This window comes from Aeribacillus sp. FSL K6-1305 (genome assembly GCF_038050115.1).
Lineage (GTDB): Bacteria > Bacillota > Bacilli > Bacillales > Aeribacillaceae > Aeribacillus > Aeribacillus composti.
On record NZ_JBBOQV010000002.1, the window covers coordinates 1,172,008 to 1,189,508 of the forward strand.

The following is a 17,501-nucleotide window of genomic DNA, read 5'->3' on the forward strand; positions in this document are numbered from 1 at the left end:
TGTTTGTCCTTTTCTGTCCTTTAGTCGTACATAGTCACAATTATTCCATCCATATTGTCACCTGAAATCTTATACTCTTGATTTTTCGGTATATGAATAGTCATGTTTTCGGAAAACGAATGATAAGAAACGGTATATTTTTTACCATCAAATTCAGCAGTAACTTTCTTTTTCTCTTTGAGATAATCCAAATACTCTTCTAAAACAAAATTCTTTTCCTTCATAATCACGCTATGAGGTAAACCAACATAGCGAATATGCCAAGGTTCGTATTGAATTCCCGTAATGTCCGTTTTATCCTCTGGATAACGTAAAATGAATCCGTATTTCCAAGCATTTTTTTCTATCCATTCTCCTTCAGGTGCTTTATCCATCGTCGTTTGAGTAGTTCCTACATCAAGCGCTAACCCCATATTATGTTCGCTATATCCGGCAGGCAAAGCAACATCAGGGCCCAATTCTTCATAAAGTTTCCTTTGCTCATCTAAGGTTCGATAGCCACTAGTAATCCAAAAATTATCAACTCCCTCTTTTTCTGCGGCAGCAATCATTTCCGAAAATTCATGTGCTATATCCTCTGACAAATAAATATTGTTATATAACAATCCATATCCCTTCACCAATTCATTGTGTGTAAAAAGGTTCACGACATCTGTTTTAATACCTTCTTGGCGAACAGGATATTCACTATTGACCAAAAGCAGATTACCTTGATAGATTTGTTCTTCTGTAATCTTTATTGTTTGGATATTATCAAAATCCTCTCCTTTATCATTTTCCTGTTGAATATCTTCTCGTACTTCTACTTTTGGTTCAAAAAAAGAGCCATTAATTATGAAAACAAAACACAAGCCCACTATAAATAAAATTAAAAATCCCCACTTCTTCATTTTTAGCTTCCTCCTAATTCTTCCTTGTTTAAAAGAATAGCTAAAACTTTTTAAAAAAAGAGTGGGGTAAATCTTAAATTTTTCTTAAATCAAGTATTTGAATTTATTCCATCTCCATTATTTCTTAATGTTTGACTTCCCTTTGGTAAACGGACTTCAAAAACTGTCTGAGTTACACTACTTTCAACAGTAATTGAACCGTTGTGTTGCTCCACAATATTCTTCGCAATAAACAATCCAAGACCAGCGCTATTTTTGTTTTGAGTTCTTGCTTTGTCTCCAGTATAGAGCATATCAAATAGATGCGGGAGGTCCTCCGGAGGAATACGATCACCATAATTCACAACTTGTACAACAACTTCCTCCGACTCAATAAAGCCGTTAATGTCTACAAACTGACCGTCGTAACCATACCGAGTCGCATTCATCAAAAGATTTTCAAACACACGTGCTAAAAGCTCTCCGTCACCGATAATAGGTAAGTAGGGAGGCAAGTTCATTCGAGCGGTCAAATTATTTTTCGTGAAGACAGGATATAATTCTTCTTTCAATTGATGAAGGAGGTCACTTAAATTAATGTACTTTTGTTCAATTGGCAACATGCCATAGTTCATTCTCGTTATTTCGAATAATTCATCAATTAGACTTTCTAAACGTTGAGATTTAGTAAAAGCAATTGTCAAAAAATGTTTGACTTGTTCCTCCGTCAAATTCTCATCATTAAGGATTAAATCTAAATAACCTAATACGGAAGTGAGCGGTGTACGCAGATCATGAGCTAAATTTACGACTAACTGATTTTTACTGCTTTCCGAAAATTCCCCTTTTTCAATGGCCTGTTTCAATATTTCACTAGCCAAATTAATATCTTGCGCAATATCCCTAAATTCGTCATTTGAATGAATTTCAACACGGTGACTAAAGTTGCCATTAGCGAGATGATGAATACCGTTTGAAATCTTATTAAAGTAGGTCAAATAGCGCCTAGTGAGTAAAAAGAAGAACAATATCGAAAGTGGGATAAAAATTAGTAAAAAAAAGTTAATGTCCCCAATTTGTCTAATGATTTGGCGAAAATGGGCTAACGGACTTTCATAATCAACTACAGTGTAATAAAAAAATTGAAGGACTTTATAAATGATATACGTGATTGTACCCGAGAGAAACATACTTAAGCCAAATGTTATAATCATTTTTGCACGAAAACTTCTTGAGAATTTAGCCATTGAATGTATACCCAACGCCCCACACAGTTTTAATCCATTTGTTTGTTCGTTTATTTTCTCTAAGCTTTTTCCTTATTGTACGAACATGGACCATAACGGTATTACCGCCCTCAAAGTATGCTTCGCCCCACACCTGCTGAAAAATATCTTCTACACTGTAAACCTTCTTTGGATGACTAGCCAGTAAATACAAAATATCAAACTCCTTTGGTGTCAGCTCAATGTTTTCACCATATAGAGTAACCGTGCGTTGATCAAGGGAAATCACTAGTCCACCAAATTCCAAGTTCGTATTATTATCATTTTGGGGATGATTCAGCTTTATAAAGCGTCGTAACTGAGCATTTACCCGAGCAACCAATTCAATAGGGGTGAAAGGTTTTGTTATATAATCATCAGCTCCAATTACAAGCCCTTGTACTTTATCAAAATCAGAAGTTTTGGCACTTACAAAAATGATAGGCATATTATATTGTTCGCGAATACGACGAGTTACCTCATATCCATCCATTTTCGGCATCATAATATCCAAAATCAGCAACTCAAATGCCTGATTCTCCACAACACGAACTGCCTCTTGTCCATCTGATACTTTAACAACATGGTACCCTTCTTTTTCTAAATGGAACGCAATAAGATCAGCAATTTCCTCATCATCTTCAGCAATTAATATCGAAATATCTCTCATCTTCCCACTCCCTCTATATACTTCGTTTTTCTTCAAAATGCTCCTGTTTTCTTAGAATTGCTCAAACTTCGTTTTTTGAATGTATTTGTGGACAGAGCTTATGCAAAGAGTGCAGAATATTCAAACGGGGTTTAATCCATCCTAACAGCCAAATTGTGAACATTTGGTTGAAAAAAGATATGACCTTGCCCTATTCTCCACACAACTTATGGTCGCTCACCCTCCCATGTATCACGGGATGCGGTGAGACGCCGTTACACGTGATGCACCGTTATTTCGCTTCGGATTAAAAACCGGAAGTTAAAACCCGTTTGCCCGATGCCTTTAGAGATGTAGTACGTTCCGTACGCATTATGGTGCAAGCCTTTGTAAATCCCCATCGCCGGAAGCGGACCCATCGGCTTCAGTTTAAACAGAAACGGAATGTTAAACTGTTTTCCGTGAAAGTGGCCGGCCATTAAGTAATCAAACCGTCGGTTGATTGTCAACACGACATTCGGATCGTGGGTGATGACAACATTCGGTAAATCGCTGTCAACATTCCGAAACGATTGGTCCACATCACTGTGGCCGCTCACGAAATCGTCAATGCCGATCAAGGTGAACTCGTCAAGTCGAACCGATTCGTTTCGAAGCACTTGAATGCCGTATCTTTCAATTTGCTTTACTAAATTTCCCACGGAAGGCTGCTTATAGTCGTGGTTACCCAGTACCGCGTACGTCGGCCGTCCGCTTCCCTGAAACACCTCCAAGTATTTTTTCAATCGCGGCATCTGTTTTGCTTTTTTAGTAAAGTCACCGGTTAAAAAAATGAAGTCGGGATCTTCCCTTTGAATGATGTGCCTCAGTTTCTCCTGGCTGATTCTTAACCGTTCAACGTGAAAATCGCTAATTTGCAACACCTTTTTATTTAACCCGATCGGATGGCGCACGCGCTCAATTTTTAGCCACTGCGTCGGGAGAATGAACAAACAGTAAAATAACAGAATGACGATAACAAGTAAAAGGTATGACATGAGGGCTTCTTATCTCCCAACAGGATTAGGATGAGGTTCTCTAGTTAAATTATACCCACCCTAGCCTTTCGTCAAGACGGCCGAGCACGAATATCGTATGTACCAAGATATTTCCGGGCCGTATGCCGCCTTCATCCCGAACCGGGTTTACTGTTATAATACGCCGACAAAATATTTTTTCCTTCTCTTTTTGTTACGACGACGAAAAAGGCCATCCTGGACGGACAGCCCTTCCTGTGTCAATTATCGGAATACTCCCCGACAACTTACCGGCCGGCACTCAATCGCAGCTTCAACAACCACACGACCACGATCGCAATAACGACGCCAACCATCCCGACCCATGTAATGGATGACAGAGACACCCGGTCGACCACAACACCTCCGATTGCGGCGCCCGCAGCCATGGACAACTGCATCATGGATTGGTTCAGGCTCAGCATGATGCCGGAATAATTCGGTTCAATCCTAACGAGATTGGCTTGCTGCGTCGGGCCGGAGGACCATGCCGCGAACGACCACAAGATCAGGAGGATCACGACCGACAGCCACGATTGCATGTTGGCCGCGGTCAGCGAGAGGAGAATCAGCGCGATGACGTGCAGGAGCATCCCCCATGACAGCGTCGGGAATACCCCCCATTTATCCGTGCTGAAACCACCGAATTTGGATCCGATCAAGCTGGCGATGCCGAATGCGAGCAGCACGCCGCTCAGCATCTCTTCTCCCAACCCGGCAACCTCCAGCAAATACGGCGAAATGTAGGTGTAGGCGATTGAGTATCCGCCAAGCCAGAAAAAGGTGATCGCAAGCCCCAACGCCACATTTTCGTTTTTCAAGAAGGCAAGTTGCCGGGACAACGGCATCGGTTTATCCCCCTGAACCCGAGGGATGCTGGCGTACAGAACGATCATGGCCGCCAGACCGGCCAGTGCCAGCAGACCGAAAACAGCTCGCCACCCGAATTGGGCTGCAACGACGCGTCCGAGAGGCACGCCGATAATCAGGGAAGCCGTAAAGCCCATCACTACAGTGGCAATCGCGCTGCCTTGTTTGCCAGGGGCGGCAATTTTCGCGGCAATGTCCAAAGCGGTGACGACAGTCATTCCCGCGCCCAGCGCCATGATGACCCGAGCTGCGAGAAACGATGTATAGCCGGGCAAAGCGTAGGAAAGCACATTTCCCAATACGAAGACGCCAAGTGCCCACACCAGCAGTTTCTGTCGTTCCGACTTGGCCGTGAGCGCCATTAGGATCGGGGTGCCGATGGCGTACACAAAAGAAAAAATCGTGATGAGCTGCCCTGCTGAAGTAACGGAAATTTTCATGGTATCCGAGATCATATCCAGGATACCGGAAATAATGTACTCGGATGTCCCCACTAAAAATGAAACCAGTGCCAATAAATAAACTCTCCACGTGCTGGACAATGCATTCCACTCCTTTTTATATATACATATCCCGATATGTCGATTTAATGGGTCAAATAAATACTGAATACGTGTGAGGTATTCAGTCCGCTATTCAAAGATTCTGATTCAAGAAATTTGCCAATTCCTTTATTTTCTCTTCATTCCGTTTGTAGTACGTGTATTTGCCGATCCGGTTGGTTTGAATCAGTCCGGCCCGCTGCAGAATGGACAAATACTGCGAAACCGTCGACTGTGTCATATTCAACTTATCCGTCACCTGACTGACACACACCCCGATTTCCCGCATATCCACTCCTTCTTGGGGCACAAAATGTGTCTCAGGCTCCTTCAGCCATTGCAAAATCTGCAGCCTCGACTCGTTAGACAACGCCTTGAACACTTCAATCAGATCCATACCATTTATTATATCTACATTTCTCGATATGTCAAGTATGTTAGATCCAGCAATGTTAAATGTTTCAGCCCATTCTTTTCTAAACTCGCCATTAGCAACTTTCAAGCTATGTAAATCTGTAGAAACGACAACATTTTGACTACGTTTAAATGAAATGTATTGACATTCCATGAAAAAGAAAAAGTGCCAAATTCCTTTCATATCAAGGATTTTGACACTTGATGAAAATCAGTGAAACGATATGGTGGAGCATATTGGGGTTGATGGAACTTGCCATGCACCGGGAACCCCTGCTCTATCGGTTGCAGGTGCTTATTTTCCAGGTCCATATAAAGTGCCTGTTTATGACGTAGAAATCATTGGGGTCGTTTCAAATAAAGCGCCTTATGGTGCGCACCGCGGATATGGAAAGGATATTGCCAATTATCCTATTGAGCGGATGATGGATATAGCAGCTCGAAAACTTGGTATATCACCAGAAGAATTAAGACGTCGCAACTTTATAAAGAAAGACGAATTTCCTTATCAACAAATTTCTGGACCGCTTTATGATAGCGGAGATTTTGATAAACTTATGGATCTCGTAATGGATAAAATTGATTATCAAAACTTTAAAAAGAAACAATTAGAGCTTCGTAAACAAGGCAAGTACATTGGACTTGGAATCGCCGCTATGCTTGAGCCGTCTGGCGCTGCTGTCTTTAATGGCATATTTAATGGTTATCAGGCAGCAACTGTACGAATGACGCCTGAAGGACATTTCCAAGTATTAACCAGCCATCAGAACATAGGTCAAGGGGTTGAAACAACGATTCCACAAGTTGTTTCACAAGTTATGGATGTAGATATAGACGATATTCGATTTGTTTATGGAGATACGGATATTACGCCGTACGGATTAGGTCCATTTTCTTCCAGAGGTGCAACGTATACTGTTTCTGCCGTATATGAAGCTGCCAAGATGTTAAAGGAGAAGCTTTTAAAAATTGCCGTTTATCTGCTTAAGGAAGATCCGGAAAATCTTGAAATGGCAAATGGAACAGTAAGGGTTAAAGGGACGACAAATCCGGAAGCAGCCATCAGTTTAAAAGAAATCGGCAATAAAGTTTATCTATGGCCGGGACCTTATGCGACAGTGCCGGAAGGAATAGATTGCAATTTAGAAGCAACCTATACATGGACGAGTAAAGTAGTGAAGTGGGAGCCTGATGAACACGGGCGAGTCAATCTTTATACGACACATCCGACAGGAGTCTTTGTTGCTCTAGTAGAGGTTGACATTAAAACCGGGCTTGTGAAAGTAGACAAATTCGTTGTTTCCCATGATTGCGGCACAATTATCAATCCTATGATTGCAGATGGACAAATTGCCGGCGGCATCGCACATGGAATTGGCGGCGTGCTGTTAGAAGATCTTGCATATGACAGCAACGGATTCATGACAAACCCTGATTTTCAGCATTATTTATGTCCAACTGTAATGGATGTATCAGATATCGAAACCATTCACATGCAATCCCCATCACCTTTTACACCGCTTGGTACAAAAGGAATGGGAGAAGGCGGAACGATTCCGTCTCCAGCAGCAGTAGCGAATGCGGTAGAAGACGCTTTATCACCTTTTGGTGTAATTGTAAAAGATTTACCAATTACTCCTGAACGAGTTTTAGAATGGATTAAGCAAGGGGAAATGCAAAATGTCAAATCATAATTGGGAAATATACCCTTTGGTGCTTGGAGAAGCAGATGTATCAAAGGTATTAGATACATTTTGGTCGCTGAGCCGCGACCAATCGATGGTAACGGTGCCGATTTTAGCTTGGCTTTTAGTTCCGACATTTAATGAAGAGCCAATTTTAGTGGACACCGGTTTTCGAGATGCTGAACGCTGCCAGACCGTTCATGGCTTAGGTCCTCATCGGACAAAACCTGAATGGAGCCTTCGCACCCAATTGAAGAACCATGGCTTTACAGCTGAAGAGATAAAAAAGGTAATTCTAACTCACCTCCATTATGATCATGCAGGAGGATGCGCCGAATTTCCGAATGCAAAATTCATCGTCCAACGCACTGAATTGCAGGCTGCTGCGGCACCAATGGTATCTTCGCAGCTGAAAATCGGGGGAGGGGCGTTATTTTATGACAGAAAAGACATTGCAGAATTAATTGACCCATTGTGGCCTCAAGTTCATTTGATCGAAGGGGATACAGAAATAGCTCCTGGGGTGAAATGTGTCTTATTCCAAAACACTCATACGCCAGGCAGCCAAGCAGTATATGTCCAAACTGAATTCGGCACCGCAGTTATTCTTGGAGACATTGCTAGAAATGTTGAATTAAATATTAATCAAGAAATTCCACCTGGATTAATTTACGATTTAGAGGCTACCTATCGAGCGATGATTCGAATTAAGAATGAGGCTGATATTGTTCTTCCTAGTCATGATTATGACGTAGTAAAAAAATATAGGAACGGACTAAAAGAAGGGACGTCAGTTCATGAAAATTAAAGGAATTGAACGAGTGGCCTTGCAGGTAAAAGACATCGATCAATCGATCACATTTTTTTCGAAGCTCTTCGGAACAACTTTTCAGCGGCAAAATGTGCAAATAAACGATTCCGTGATAAAAGTGGCTTTTTCTCCGTTAGGAATTGAACTTTTAGAAGAGACAGATTTAGAGAAAGAATCATTGAGAAGCTTTCACCTTCGTGTGGAGAACATACAAGACGTTCATCCTGCTGTTTTGGAAGCTGGAGGTGAGATTCTCGCGCACTTTACAGTGGGAGAAATGGAACATATGATTGCAAAAATTGGAGATTTTCGAATTGTATTTGTATCTTACGAAGGTAATGATTCTTTGAAAGCGTTATCTTCCGGAAAATGATAGGTTAGGGGGAAGAATGAATGAAACCAGTTCCATTTGAATATGTGGCTGTTAAAAGTGTAAATGAAGCGATAACCGCACTCGAAAAGTACGGAGACAATACAGTCATCATCGCTGGAGGACAAAGTCTGATGCAGGAAATGAATTTAAGGCAGGCACGTCCTTCATGTCTGGTTGATATAAATGGGATCACAGATCTTGATTATATTGAAGAAACGGGTGATGCCATTAAAATCGGAGCATTAACAAGACACCGCACCGTTGAAAAGTCTGAAATTGTAAAACGAAATTGTCCTTTGCTTCAGGAAGCCGTTACCCATATTGCGCATTTCCAGATCCGCAATCGAGGTACGATAGGAGGAAGCCTGAGACAAAATCCGCCAGGCGCTGAATACGGAGTCGTTGCTCGTGTGTTAAATGCTCAGTTTGTCATTGCCGGTCCTGATGGCAAACGCGTACTTTCCGGAAAAGAGTTTTTCGTCAGCCACTTTAAAACAGCAGTGAAACAAAATGAAATCATTGTCGAGATCATATTCCCAAAATTAACAAAAGATACGGGATATGGATTTTTGGAAGTAACAAGAAGACATGGACATATTCCCATTGTTTCAGCAGCGGCGACTCTTCAGTTAAATGAAGATGACACGGTGAAAGATGCGCAGGTAGCTTTAGGGAATGTCAGCCCTCAAGGTGTCCCTTACAAAGTGCAATCTGTTTCACAATTGATTGGGAAACCATTTACTCAGGAAATTCTTGATCAACTAGCAAACGATATAAAGAATGAAGTCAATCCAGATCCTGAAGCAGATGCAAAAGCTGGCTATACATTGCAGCTTTCGAGAATTATGGGACGCCGTGTTTCTGAAATTTCCAGTGCTGAGTATCGAAAAGAAGCGTCATCCGTATTGAGTATTCGGGCTTTACAAAAGGCATACCAACAAATTAAAGGAACATTTCAGTAATGAAGAAAAATAAAAAGTCCCCTTGGTTTTGATAAGGGTTTGAGGCCGTTTCCCTAACGAAAAAACCAAAGAGGACTCACTTGTATTATAACTCGATGAAAAAATTAAGCAAATGACACTAGTAACAGTCATTACCTGCATTCCTCTTTTTCGAAAAGAGCTCGAGATGATCGCTGCTCGTTTCATTTTCGAAATTTCAATCATTGACTTTGAACCATTGAAGAAAGGTCATTTGTAGGTGTTGAATCAGACAAAATGACCGCTATAAAAGGCTTGATCATACCGAGAGCCGGCGGTCTTCTTTTTACGAATGCTGTCACCACCGATCGCTGCGGCTTTAATTCGGAATACAGACGAATTTTTGTAAGTGTACGGAGAACATGTTCGCCTTCACTCGCGGTTACACCGAATGGTCCCAATAGAGCGACCATGAGACAAATGTAAATTCAAGGGGGTCATAACGGGATGTTTCACTTCCTCATAGATAAGAAAACATCCCTTTACCCATATTTCTTCATATAGCATTTGTGCGGGGTTTGAAAAGTTTTAAAGAAAATGTGAGGAAACAATAAATAAATAATGAAAAGTAGGGGGAGGAATTTACATGATAGATAAAACTACTCGCAAAAAAATCACGGTCACTGTCAATGGAACGGTATATGAGCGTGAAGTGAATGTTCGGACATTACTAAGTGACTTTCTCCGGAGAGAATTAGGTTTAACGGGAACACATGTTGGTTGTGAACAGGGGGTATGCGGCGCTTGTACGATATTGGTGGACGGTCAGGCAGTCCGTTCCTGTTTGCTGTTAGCGGTTCAAGCAGATAATCGCTCCATTACCACCATTGAAGGAATAGGAACGCCTGATCACCTTCATCCGATTCAGGAGGCTTTTTGGGAAAATCATGGTTTGCAGTGCGGGTTCTGTACTCCAGGATTTGTGATATCTGTTTACGAATTTTTAAAAGAAAATCCTGATCCATCCGATGAAGAAATTCGTGAAGCGTTGTCCGGTAATTTGTGCCGTTGTACAGGATATCAAGGAATTATTAAATCGGTAAAAGCAGCTGCAGAAAAATTAAAACAATCGGAATTGGCTGGTTAAATAAATAATCAGGGGCTGTTCTGATGAGTTCCTAAAATGAAGGATTTGGGAGAAATACTACTGTGAAGGACAAAAATAATGGAATCAAATTTGTACATGTTCTCATAGAGGCAATGAAGTCCAACAAGAAGCAATTGTATGTGCTGAATGTCCGTTATAAAACTTTTGAAGAACTTAATTCAGAAAGAGAGCATAAGAAAAGTCCTTCATAAGCCTTCTGAAGGATATAAACAAGATAGGAAAAATGGTTCTGATAAGTTCCTAAAATGAAGGGGCTCCAAAAAGTCAGTTAACCCTGACCTTTTGGACAGCCCCGTAGTTTTTCAAACGACTAGGAAAATCGCCTCTGCTTTAGATGAGATTGTGACTCATTCTTAAAGCCTATCTATGTTCGTAATTGACTTTAACCATAATAAAATCAAGATTCTAGCAAAAGCATATCTGTATGGTGATGGAATACAAGGAGGTTTATGGAAATGCAAGAGCTGCTTCAAACATACCACTTAAATGAAAACAATTTCAATTGGGATAAAAACTGGTTCATACAAGCATGGCGGATTATGAACACGATACGTGTATTTGAAGAAAAAAGCATTCAAATTTACAAAAAAGGACTCATGGGTGGATCACTTCACTCATCTATTGGCCAAGAAGCTGTAGCAGCTGGAGTTTGTATGAATTTGAAAAAAGACGATTATATTTCCATTACGTATCGGGGGCGTGGTCAAGCATTAGCAAAAGGGGCCGATCCTTTTCAATTATTTTCCGAAATTTTAGGGAAGAAGACAGGCTATTGCAAAGGAAAAGGGGGCCCTATGCATATTACATCTCAAGAGCTTGGGATATTAGTAGCGAATGGCATCGTCGGTGCAGGTATTCCAATTGCTGTCGGAGCAGGTTTATCCATCAAAACGTTGAAAAAGAATCAAGTTTCTGTTGCGTTTTTCGGAGATGGGGCGACAAACCAGGGAGCATTTCATGAAGCTCTAAATTTGGCTGCGATCTATAAACTGCCGGTCGTTTTCGTTTGCGAAAACAATCTATATTCAGAAATGACGCCAATTAAAAATGCTGTATTAAATGAGCATTTAGCAGAAAGAGGACTGGCCTATCGCATTCCGTCGATCATCGTGAATGGAAATGATGTGCGAGCTGTATATGAGGTTGCAAAACAAGCTGTGGAACGGGCGCGTTCAGGTGAAGGGCCTACCTTTATAGAAGCCAAAACTTATAGATTGTTAGGACATATGATCGGTGATGCGGAGACGTACCGAACAAAAGAAGAAGTGGAGGAATGGAGACAAAAAGAACCGATCAGATATTTTCGGGATGTATGCTTAAAACAAAATGTATTGAACGAAAAAGAATTAGATGAAATACAACAACAAGTCATACAAGAAATTGACATTGCATATGAACGTGCGATGAAATCTGAAGAACCTGAAATGGAGGAGATCTTTAATGATGTCTACTAATAGAATCATCAGTTATGCCCAAGCAATCAATGAAGCTCTTAAAGAAGAAATGGCATTAGATGATAGAGTAATCCTTTTAGGGGAAGATATTGGTTCATATGGCGGCGTTTTTAAGGTGACAAAAGGTTTGTTTGATGAATTCGGAAAAGAACGAGTCATCGATACACCTATCTCTGAAACCGGATTTATCGGAGCAGGAGTTGGGGCAGCGATGACGGGGTTAAAGCCGGTCATTGAGATTATGTGGATTGATTTTTCGCTAGTAGCGATGGATCAAATTATTAATCAGGCAGCGAAAATGGCCTATATGTCTGGAGGACAAACGAGCGTTCCGATGGTAATACGTACACAAGGCGGCGGGGGAAGAGGAAATGGCGCCCAGCATTCGCAAAGCCTTGAAACATTATTTGCACATATTCCGGGGCTCAAAGTCGTTGCTCCTTCTACCCCTTATGATGCGAAAGGATTATTGAAATCATCCATCCGGGAAGGAAGTCCGGTCATATTTATTGAACATAAAATGCTTTACTCTCAAAAAGGAGAAGTTCCGGAAGAGGAATATACGATTCCTTTAGGAAAAGCAGATATTAAAAGGTCTGGAAAGGATGTTACGATTGTTACGCTGTCAAGAATGGTACAGTTTTCGCTTGAAGCTGCAAAAGAATTAGAAAAAGAAGGAATCGATGCTGAAGTAATTGATTTGCGTACTCTTGTTCCTCTAGATATAGAAACAGTTAAGGAGTCAGTAAAAAAGACGAACCGAGTAGTTGTTGTGCATGAAGCGACTCGTTCTTACGGCTGGGGAGCTGAAATTGCTGCCAGAATTCAAGAGGAGGCTTTTGATGATCTGGATGCACCGGTACAACGAGTGGGGGCGGAAGATGTTCCTGTTCCATATAACTTAAATTTAGAAAAAGAAATGCTCCCGCAAACGAAAGATATCATTCAAGGAGTAAAAAAATCTTTGTATTTACAATTGGAAACAGTGTAATGGCACAGTACAACAATTATTTGAAAGCATTTTGATAAATAATTGCAATTTCACTAGCATTGCAGTAATTAAATCTGATGATTCAAAATGCTAAGAATGTTCAATTTTTTATTGATTTCGAAACAAAAAAATCCTTTACAATGGAAGTACAGGTGGTTCCTGCCCAAATCCAATCGTAAAGGATAACCTTTATGGACAAGAATACACTAATTTCATCATTTGGTAAATGGGTTTCACCCATAAATATTCAAAAACTTAGCGAACAAGTCAAAGAATTGAAACAGGACTATTACACAAAAAAGCTGACAACAGAAGCCTATATTAAACTTTTATTGGTAGCCCAGCTGCTCGAATTTAAGAGCTTAGAGGAAATGAGTGATGCACTTGTAGACGAAGATCTTCAAAAAGCACTCGGATTTGAATCGATAAGTGCCTCTCAGCTATCCCGAAAAAACAATCAGATCCACCCACTAATTCTTGCAAATTTGTTCTTGGATCTTGTTTGGAAAATTCAACGGTACCATTATAAAAACGGAAAGAATATGCCACTGAAAATCATTGATTCAAGTACACTCCCGTTGAATTTGACCCATTATAAATGGGCAAAATTCCGGAAAACAAAAGCTGGTGTAAAGCTACACTTACGGCTCGTTTTCATGGATAAAGACACCGTCTATCCTGAAAAAGCAGTGATTACGACAGCAAAAGAACATGACCGAAATCAACTCGAAGTCCTAGTGGATGATCAAGAAGCCATGTATGTGTTTGACCGCGGTTATGTGGACTATGAACGTTTTGATCGGATGACAGATGATGGCTATTTCTTCGTTTCAAGACTGAAGAAAAACGCAGTCATTCGTGAAGTCTATACATTTTCACTTCCTGATGATTGTCACGTTCTATCCGATAAAATGGTCTACATTGGTACCACACAAAATCGTACTGAAAATGTCTATCGTCTACTAGAAGTTATGGACACAAAAGGGAACTTACTTCGTTTCATCACCAACCGATTTGATTTAAAACCAGAAGAGATAAGTGATATTTACCGATCTCGCTGGGCTATTGAACTCTTTTTCAAATGGCTCAAGCAACACGTAGAAATTAAGCACTTTTATGGAATGAGTGAAACAGCTATTCAAAATCAAATTTTCTTAGCCCTGATCACGTATTGCTTACATGTTCTCATTCAATTGGAGATGAAAAGTAAGAAATCCCTACTTCGAATTACTCGTTGGTTAAAGAGAGCTCTGTGGAAACCAGCTTATGTTTGGTTGCGAAAATTTGATGGGCGAGCCAGTCCATAATCTCCCTTTTGTCGTTGTCGCTCTGGTTTAACTGTATATATTTACCAAATGGGCAGTGCCACCTTTCTTTAGGTTTTGTCTTTTTGGCACAAATTCACAAAAATTGATTAACAGAAAATTCTGACTATATTTATGCAATGCTAATGTTGCAATTTATAAACACAAAAAGATGCTATCTATGTGTTATGACGAAGGAGGAAAAAAGGTGCGGCAGGAAATTGTACTTCCTAAATTGGATTCATCAATGGAAGAGGCTCGTATAGTTTCATGGGAGGTCAAAATTGGTGATACCATTAAAATAGATGACCCAATTTTAATTGTAGAAACTGAAAAATCCAGTCTTGAGGTTGAATCGGAAGTAGAGGGAACGTTAGAAGAAATTGTTGTGGATGAGGGTGAAACTGTACCAGTAGGAACTCAGATAGCATAAATAACGCTCTTGGAGAGCTTTACATGAGGGTGAAACTGTACCAGTAGGAACTGTTCTTGCATATGTATCGAGTGGTAAGCATTCCACCGATCAAAAAGGCAGTTCCGATCATAATCCTGTAAAAGAAGAGAACATCTCACTAGGAAAGACTGAAAGAATCCGAGTTTCTCCAGCAGCTAGAAGACTTGCAAAGCAGCGCGGAGTAGATCTAACCAAAATTAAAGGTTCGGGACCAAGGGGAAGAGTGATTCTGAAAGATGTGGCGGAAGCTGCTGCAAATGTAGTGAATCAAAGTGTTAAAATAGAAAATAAAGTCATAGCATCGATACATGCTAAAGGAAAAAGGGTTAACCTTACAAGTATGAGAAAAACGATTGCGCAGCGAATGACCGCAAGCTTTATGAATGTTCCTCAATTCCAAATCAAGAAAAGAGTCGATGTATCATCCATTGTACAATTGCGGCAGGCAGTAGTTTCAAGCATTGAACATTCGGCAGGCGTTCGTTTATCATTTAATGATTTTCTCATACAGGCGGTGGCTTTAACATTGAAGAAATTCCCGAGGGTAAATGCCTCATTCATAGATTCTGAAGGAGATCCTTATATTTTGGAGCATGAAGATATTAATATTGGTCTAGCGGTTGCTATTGATGACGGTTTAGTTGTTCCCGTCATCCATCAGGCAGATCAATTGTCCTTAATCGAGATTGCAGAAAAAAGAACAGAATTGGTTGAAAAAGCGAGAAAAGGCTTATTGAAGCCTGAAGAAATGCGTGGAGGAACTTTCACAATCTCCAATCTTGGCTCAGTTGGAGTTGACGAGTTTGTGGCAATCGTAAATCCTCCTGAAACCGGCATCTTAGCAGTTGGAAATATAATAGAACAGCCTGTTTTAACGAATCGTCATGAAACTTTGATAAAGCCGATGATCACATTAAATGCTTCATATGATCATCGTACAATTGATGGCGCCTACGGTGGAAGATTTCTCGCTCAATTATGTGATCAGCTGCAATCAGGTCAATGGAATATCTTTTCAACAGTAAAATAATGAAATCATTAGGAAGAAAAGGACTTATTTTTATCATGCTTATAACGTTGCCATGATGAGCATTCGAACATTAAAACAATTTTTTCGGAGAAGGACATAAAGCAAAGCTTTTAATCATGCTATCTTTGACACTGATCTGAGGAGCAGGAGATGGTGCACATCGAAAATATTGTCTGAAGATTTAGAATGACTAGACATAATTTTCAACTTGATAGAAACATATAATAGGATTTCCGGCCATCTCCTTTTTATAAACCAAGGTCAGCAGGTTTTATAAGCAGTACCGGAGACAGTACCAGAGTATCACGCATTTTTGAAAATAAGCTTGCTTGAAAAATTGAAACAAATGACGGAGTTTTAGATGGAGTCTTCTCCATCCTCCGCCATTTATATTTTTAGGCGGTAACTAAAAAACAAGTGAGAACTGATTCATCAACGCCTGTATCAAAAAGTTTCAAAAATTCGGAACAACTTGAAATTTTCATGAGAAGCTTTTTCTCCAAAATAATGTTAGCATGATAGGAGAGTGTAAAAATGGGCAATATGAACAAAATAACCGATACCCTTCAGCGTCCTCTCCGTGATTTGCGCATTTCAGTTACTGATCGGTGTAATTTTCGCTGCCGCTATTGTATGCCAGCAGAGATTTTTGGTCCTTATTTTCAATTTCTCAAAAATGATCAGTTGCTCAGTTTTGAGGAAATAACTCGACTGGCTCGCATTTTTGCCTCACTTGGCGTCGAGAAAATTCGCCTATCAGGGGGAGAGCCGTTGCTGCGCAAAGAGCTGCCGAAGTTAATTGAAATGCTCGGTTCTATAGAGGGTATTTCTGACATTGCTTTGACTACGAACGGTTCTCTTCTTGCCAAACATGCGAAAGCGTTAAAGGACGCTGGTCTTCACCGTGTCAACGTTAGTTTGGACAGCTTAGATGATAAAGTTTTTCGCCAAATGAACGGCGGCCGCTGTGACGTCAAAACAGTTCTTGAAGGGATTGAAGCGGCCGCAAAGGCAGGTATGAAGGTGAAAGTGAATATGGTTGTACAAAAGGGGATCAATGATCAGGACATTGTGCCCATGGCGCGTCACTTCCGCGGGACCGGACATGTTTTACGCTTTATTGAATTTATGGATGTAGGAAATAGCAACGGCTGGAATCTTACACAAGTGGTATCTAAGCAAGAAATTTTCGAACGTGTGAACGCTGAAATGCCGTTAGAACCAATCCCGTCCAATTATTTTGGAGAAGTAGCCTCTCGTTATCGCTATCGCGGCACAAATGAGGAAATAGGCATTATTTCTTCCGTAACGGACTCTTTTTGTTCCACGTGCACAAGAGCTCGACTCTCAGCGGACGGCAATCTTTACACCTGTCTATTTGCTTCGCAAGGGACAGATTTGCGGGCGCAGCTCCGCAGCGGGGCAAAGGATGAAGAAATTAGGAATCTCATTCAGGATGTTTGGAGCCGTCGAGCTGATCGTTACTCTGAAGAAAGATTTAACAATACAACGATGCCGAACAAAAAGAAGATAGAGATGTACTATATTGGAGGATAAAACAGAGCGGGGGGAGAAAAGAACATATATTTCAGCTAATCGCTATGATAACAACGAAATTGTCGGTCGATTGAAGGGACAAAAGAACGT

At 40.7% G+C, this 17,501-nt stretch carries 17 protein-coding genes; 11 read left to right on the plus strand and 6 right to left on the minus strand.

Annotated features, from left to right (window positions below):
* Positions 1 to 20: 20 nt before the first annotated feature.
* The 6 genes from vanY to NST97_RS15580 form a co-directional block, all read right to left on the minus strand.
* Positions 21 to 890 carry a VanY-A/VanY-F/VanY-M family D-Ala-D-Ala carboxypeptidase gene (gene vanY, locus NST97_RS15555; protein ID WP_339198620.1) on the minus strand — a complete coding sequence of 290 codons (870 nt, stop codon included), beginning with the start codon at positions 888 to 890 and terminating at the stop codon, positions 21 to 23.
* Between the two features lie 89 nt (positions 891 to 979).
* Positions 980 to 2,116: a sensor histidine kinase gene (locus NST97_RS15560; protein WP_306068156.1), complete on the minus strand. Its 1,137-nt coding sequence runs from the start codon at positions 2,114 to 2,116 to the stop codon at positions 980 to 982.
* Complete coding sequence (vanR, locus tag NST97_RS15565) at positions 2,109 to 2,804, minus strand: vancomycin resistance response regulator transcription factor, VanR-F/VanR-M family (RefSeq protein WP_212967287.1); 696 nt, start codon at positions 2,802 to 2,804, stop codon at positions 2,109 to 2,111. Before vanR ends, NST97_RS15560 begins: the two co-directional genes overlap by 8 nt.
* Positions 2,805 to 3,058: 254 nt before the next feature.
* On the minus strand, positions 3,059 to 3,820 hold the full coding sequence (locus tag NST97_RS15570) for a metallophosphoesterase (RefSeq protein ID WP_339198627.1): 762 nt from the start codon (positions 3,818 to 3,820) through the stop codon (positions 3,059 to 3,061).
* Between the two features lie 266 nt (positions 3,821 to 4,086).
* The gene (locus NST97_RS15575; protein ID WP_339198630.1) at positions 4,087 to 5,250 is read right to left on the minus strand and encodes an MFS transporter; all 1,164 of its coding nucleotides are present in this window, start codon (positions 5,248 to 5,250) and stop codon (positions 4,087 to 4,089) included.
* A gap of 94 nt (positions 5,251 to 5,344) precedes the next feature.
* On the minus strand, positions 5,345 to 5,647 hold the full coding sequence (locus tag NST97_RS15580; RefSeq protein WP_339199948.1) for an ArsR/SmtB family transcription factor: 303 nt from the start codon (positions 5,645 to 5,647) through the stop codon (positions 5,345 to 5,347).
* A 241-nt stretch (positions 5,648 to 5,888) separates the two neighbouring features.
* Here NST97_RS15580 and NST97_RS15585 point away from each other — a divergent pair, with 241 nt between their 5' ends.
* From NST97_RS15585 to moaA, 11 genes are all read left to right on the plus strand, one after another.
* Entirely contained in the window at positions 5,889 to 7,358 is a 1,470-nt protein-coding gene (locus NST97_RS15585) for a xanthine dehydrogenase family protein molybdopterin-binding subunit (RefSeq protein WP_341343426.1), read from the plus strand.
* The gene (locus NST97_RS15590; RefSeq protein ID WP_341343427.1) at positions 7,345 to 8,157 is read left to right on the plus strand and encodes an N-acyl homoserine lactonase family protein; all 813 of its coding nucleotides are present in this window, start codon (positions 7,345 to 7,347) and stop codon (positions 8,155 to 8,157) included. Before NST97_RS15585 ends, NST97_RS15590 begins: the two co-directional genes overlap by 14 nt.
* On the plus strand, positions 8,147 to 8,533 hold the full coding sequence (locus NST97_RS15595) for a VOC family protein (protein WP_066246958.1): 387 nt from the start codon (positions 8,147 to 8,149) through the stop codon (positions 8,531 to 8,533). Before NST97_RS15590 ends, NST97_RS15595 begins: the two co-directional genes overlap by 11 nt.
* Positions 8,534 to 8,553: 20 nt before the next feature.
* Positions 8,554 to 9,495, plus strand: coding sequence for an FAD binding domain-containing protein (locus tag NST97_RS15600; RefSeq protein ID WP_066246956.1), 942 nt, complete (start codon positions 8,554 to 8,556; stop codon positions 9,493 to 9,495).
* A 604-nt stretch (positions 9,496 to 10,099) separates the two neighbouring features.
* Positions 10,100 to 10,600 carry a (2Fe-2S)-binding protein gene (locus tag NST97_RS15605; protein ID WP_063386354.1) on the plus strand — a complete coding sequence of 167 codons (501 nt, stop codon included), beginning with the start codon at positions 10,100 to 10,102 and terminating at the stop codon, positions 10,598 to 10,600.
* A 476-nt stretch (positions 10,601 to 11,076) separates the two neighbouring features.
* A complete protein-coding gene (locus tag NST97_RS15610; protein WP_144597185.1) occupies positions 11,077 to 12,075 on the plus strand; it encodes a thiamine pyrophosphate-dependent dehydrogenase E1 component subunit alpha in 999 nt (332 codons plus the stop codon).
* Positions 12,065 to 13,066 (plus strand): alpha-ketoacid dehydrogenase subunit beta, encoded by a 1,002-nt coding sequence (locus NST97_RS15615; RefSeq protein ID WP_339210936.1) that lies wholly within the window; start codon positions 12,065 to 12,067, stop codon positions 13,064 to 13,066. Before NST97_RS15610 ends, NST97_RS15615 begins: the two co-directional genes overlap by 11 nt.
* Before the next feature lie 191 nt (positions 13,067 to 13,257).
* Entirely contained in the window at positions 13,258 to 14,373 is a 1,116-nt protein-coding gene (locus NST97_RS15620) for an IS4 family transposase (RefSeq protein ID WP_341343428.1), read from the plus strand.
* Positions 14,374 to 14,578: 205 nt separating this feature from the next.
* Entirely contained in the window at positions 14,579 to 14,803 is a 225-nt protein-coding gene (locus NST97_RS15625; protein WP_340732735.1) for a biotin/lipoyl-containing protein, read from the plus strand.
* 157 nt (positions 14,804 to 14,960) lie between these two features.
* Positions 14,961 to 15,854 (plus strand): dihydrolipoamide acetyltransferase family protein, encoded by an 894-nt coding sequence (locus NST97_RS15630; RefSeq protein ID WP_341343565.1) that lies wholly within the window; start codon positions 14,961 to 14,963, stop codon positions 15,852 to 15,854.
* A 534-nt stretch (positions 15,855 to 16,388) separates the two neighbouring features.
* Entirely contained in the window at positions 16,389 to 17,411 is a 1,023-nt protein-coding gene (gene moaA, locus NST97_RS15635) for a GTP 3',8-cyclase MoaA (RefSeq protein WP_066246949.1), read from the plus strand.
* Positions 17,412 to 17,501: the final 90 nt, after the last annotated feature.

Bases quoted from the DNA above. Each gene is read 5' to 3' on its own strand.
- NST97_RS15570 (WP_339198627.1), bottom strand. From the start codon at position 3,820: ATGTCATACCTTTTACTTGTTATCGTCATTCTGTTATTTTACTGTTTG.
- NST97_RS15615 (WP_339210936.1), top strand. From the start codon at position 12,065: ATGTCTACTAATAGAATCATCAGTTATGCCCAAGCAATCAATGAAGCT.
- NST97_RS15600 (WP_066246956.1), top strand. From the start codon at position 8,554: ATGAAACCAGTTCCATTTGAATATGTGGCTGTTAAAAGTGTAAATGAA.
- NST97_RS15585 (WP_341343426.1), top strand. From the start codon at position 5,889: ATGGTGGAGCATATTGGGGTTGATGGAACTTGCCATGCACCGGGAACC.
- NST97_RS15560 (WP_306068156.1), bottom strand. From the start codon at position 2,116: ATGGCTAAATTCTCAAGAAGTTTTCGTGCAAAAATGATTATAACATTT.
- vanR (WP_212967287.1), bottom strand. From the start codon at position 2,804: ATGAGAGATATTTCGATATTAATTGCTGAAGATGATGAGGAAATTGCT.
- NST97_RS15605 (WP_063386354.1), top strand. From the start codon at position 10,100: ATGATAGATAAAACTACTCGCAAAAAAATCACGGTCACTGTCAATGGA.
- moaA (WP_066246949.1), top strand. From the start codon at position 16,389: ATGGGCAATATGAACAAAATAACCGATACCCTTCAGCGTCCTCTCCGT.
- NST97_RS15590 (WP_341343427.1), top strand. From the start codon at position 7,345: ATGTCAAATCATAATTGGGAAATATACCCTTTGGTGCTTGGAGAAGCA.
- vanY (WP_339198620.1), bottom strand. From the start codon at position 890: ATGAAGAAGTGGGGATTTTTAATTTTATTTATAGTGGGCTTGTGTTTT.
- NST97_RS15610 (WP_144597185.1), top strand. From the start codon at position 11,077: ATGCAAGAGCTGCTTCAAACATACCACTTAAATGAAAACAATTTCAAT.
- NST97_RS15580 (WP_339199948.1), bottom strand. From the start codon at position 5,647: ATGGATCTGATTGAAGTGTTCAAGGCGTTGTCTAACGAGTCGAGGCTG.
- NST97_RS15595 (WP_066246958.1), top strand. From the start codon at position 8,147: ATGAAAATTAAAGGAATTGAACGAGTGGCCTTGCAGGTAAAAGACATC.
- NST97_RS15620 (WP_341343428.1), top strand. From the start codon at position 13,258: ATGGACAAGAATACACTAATTTCATCATTTGGTAAATGGGTTTCACCC.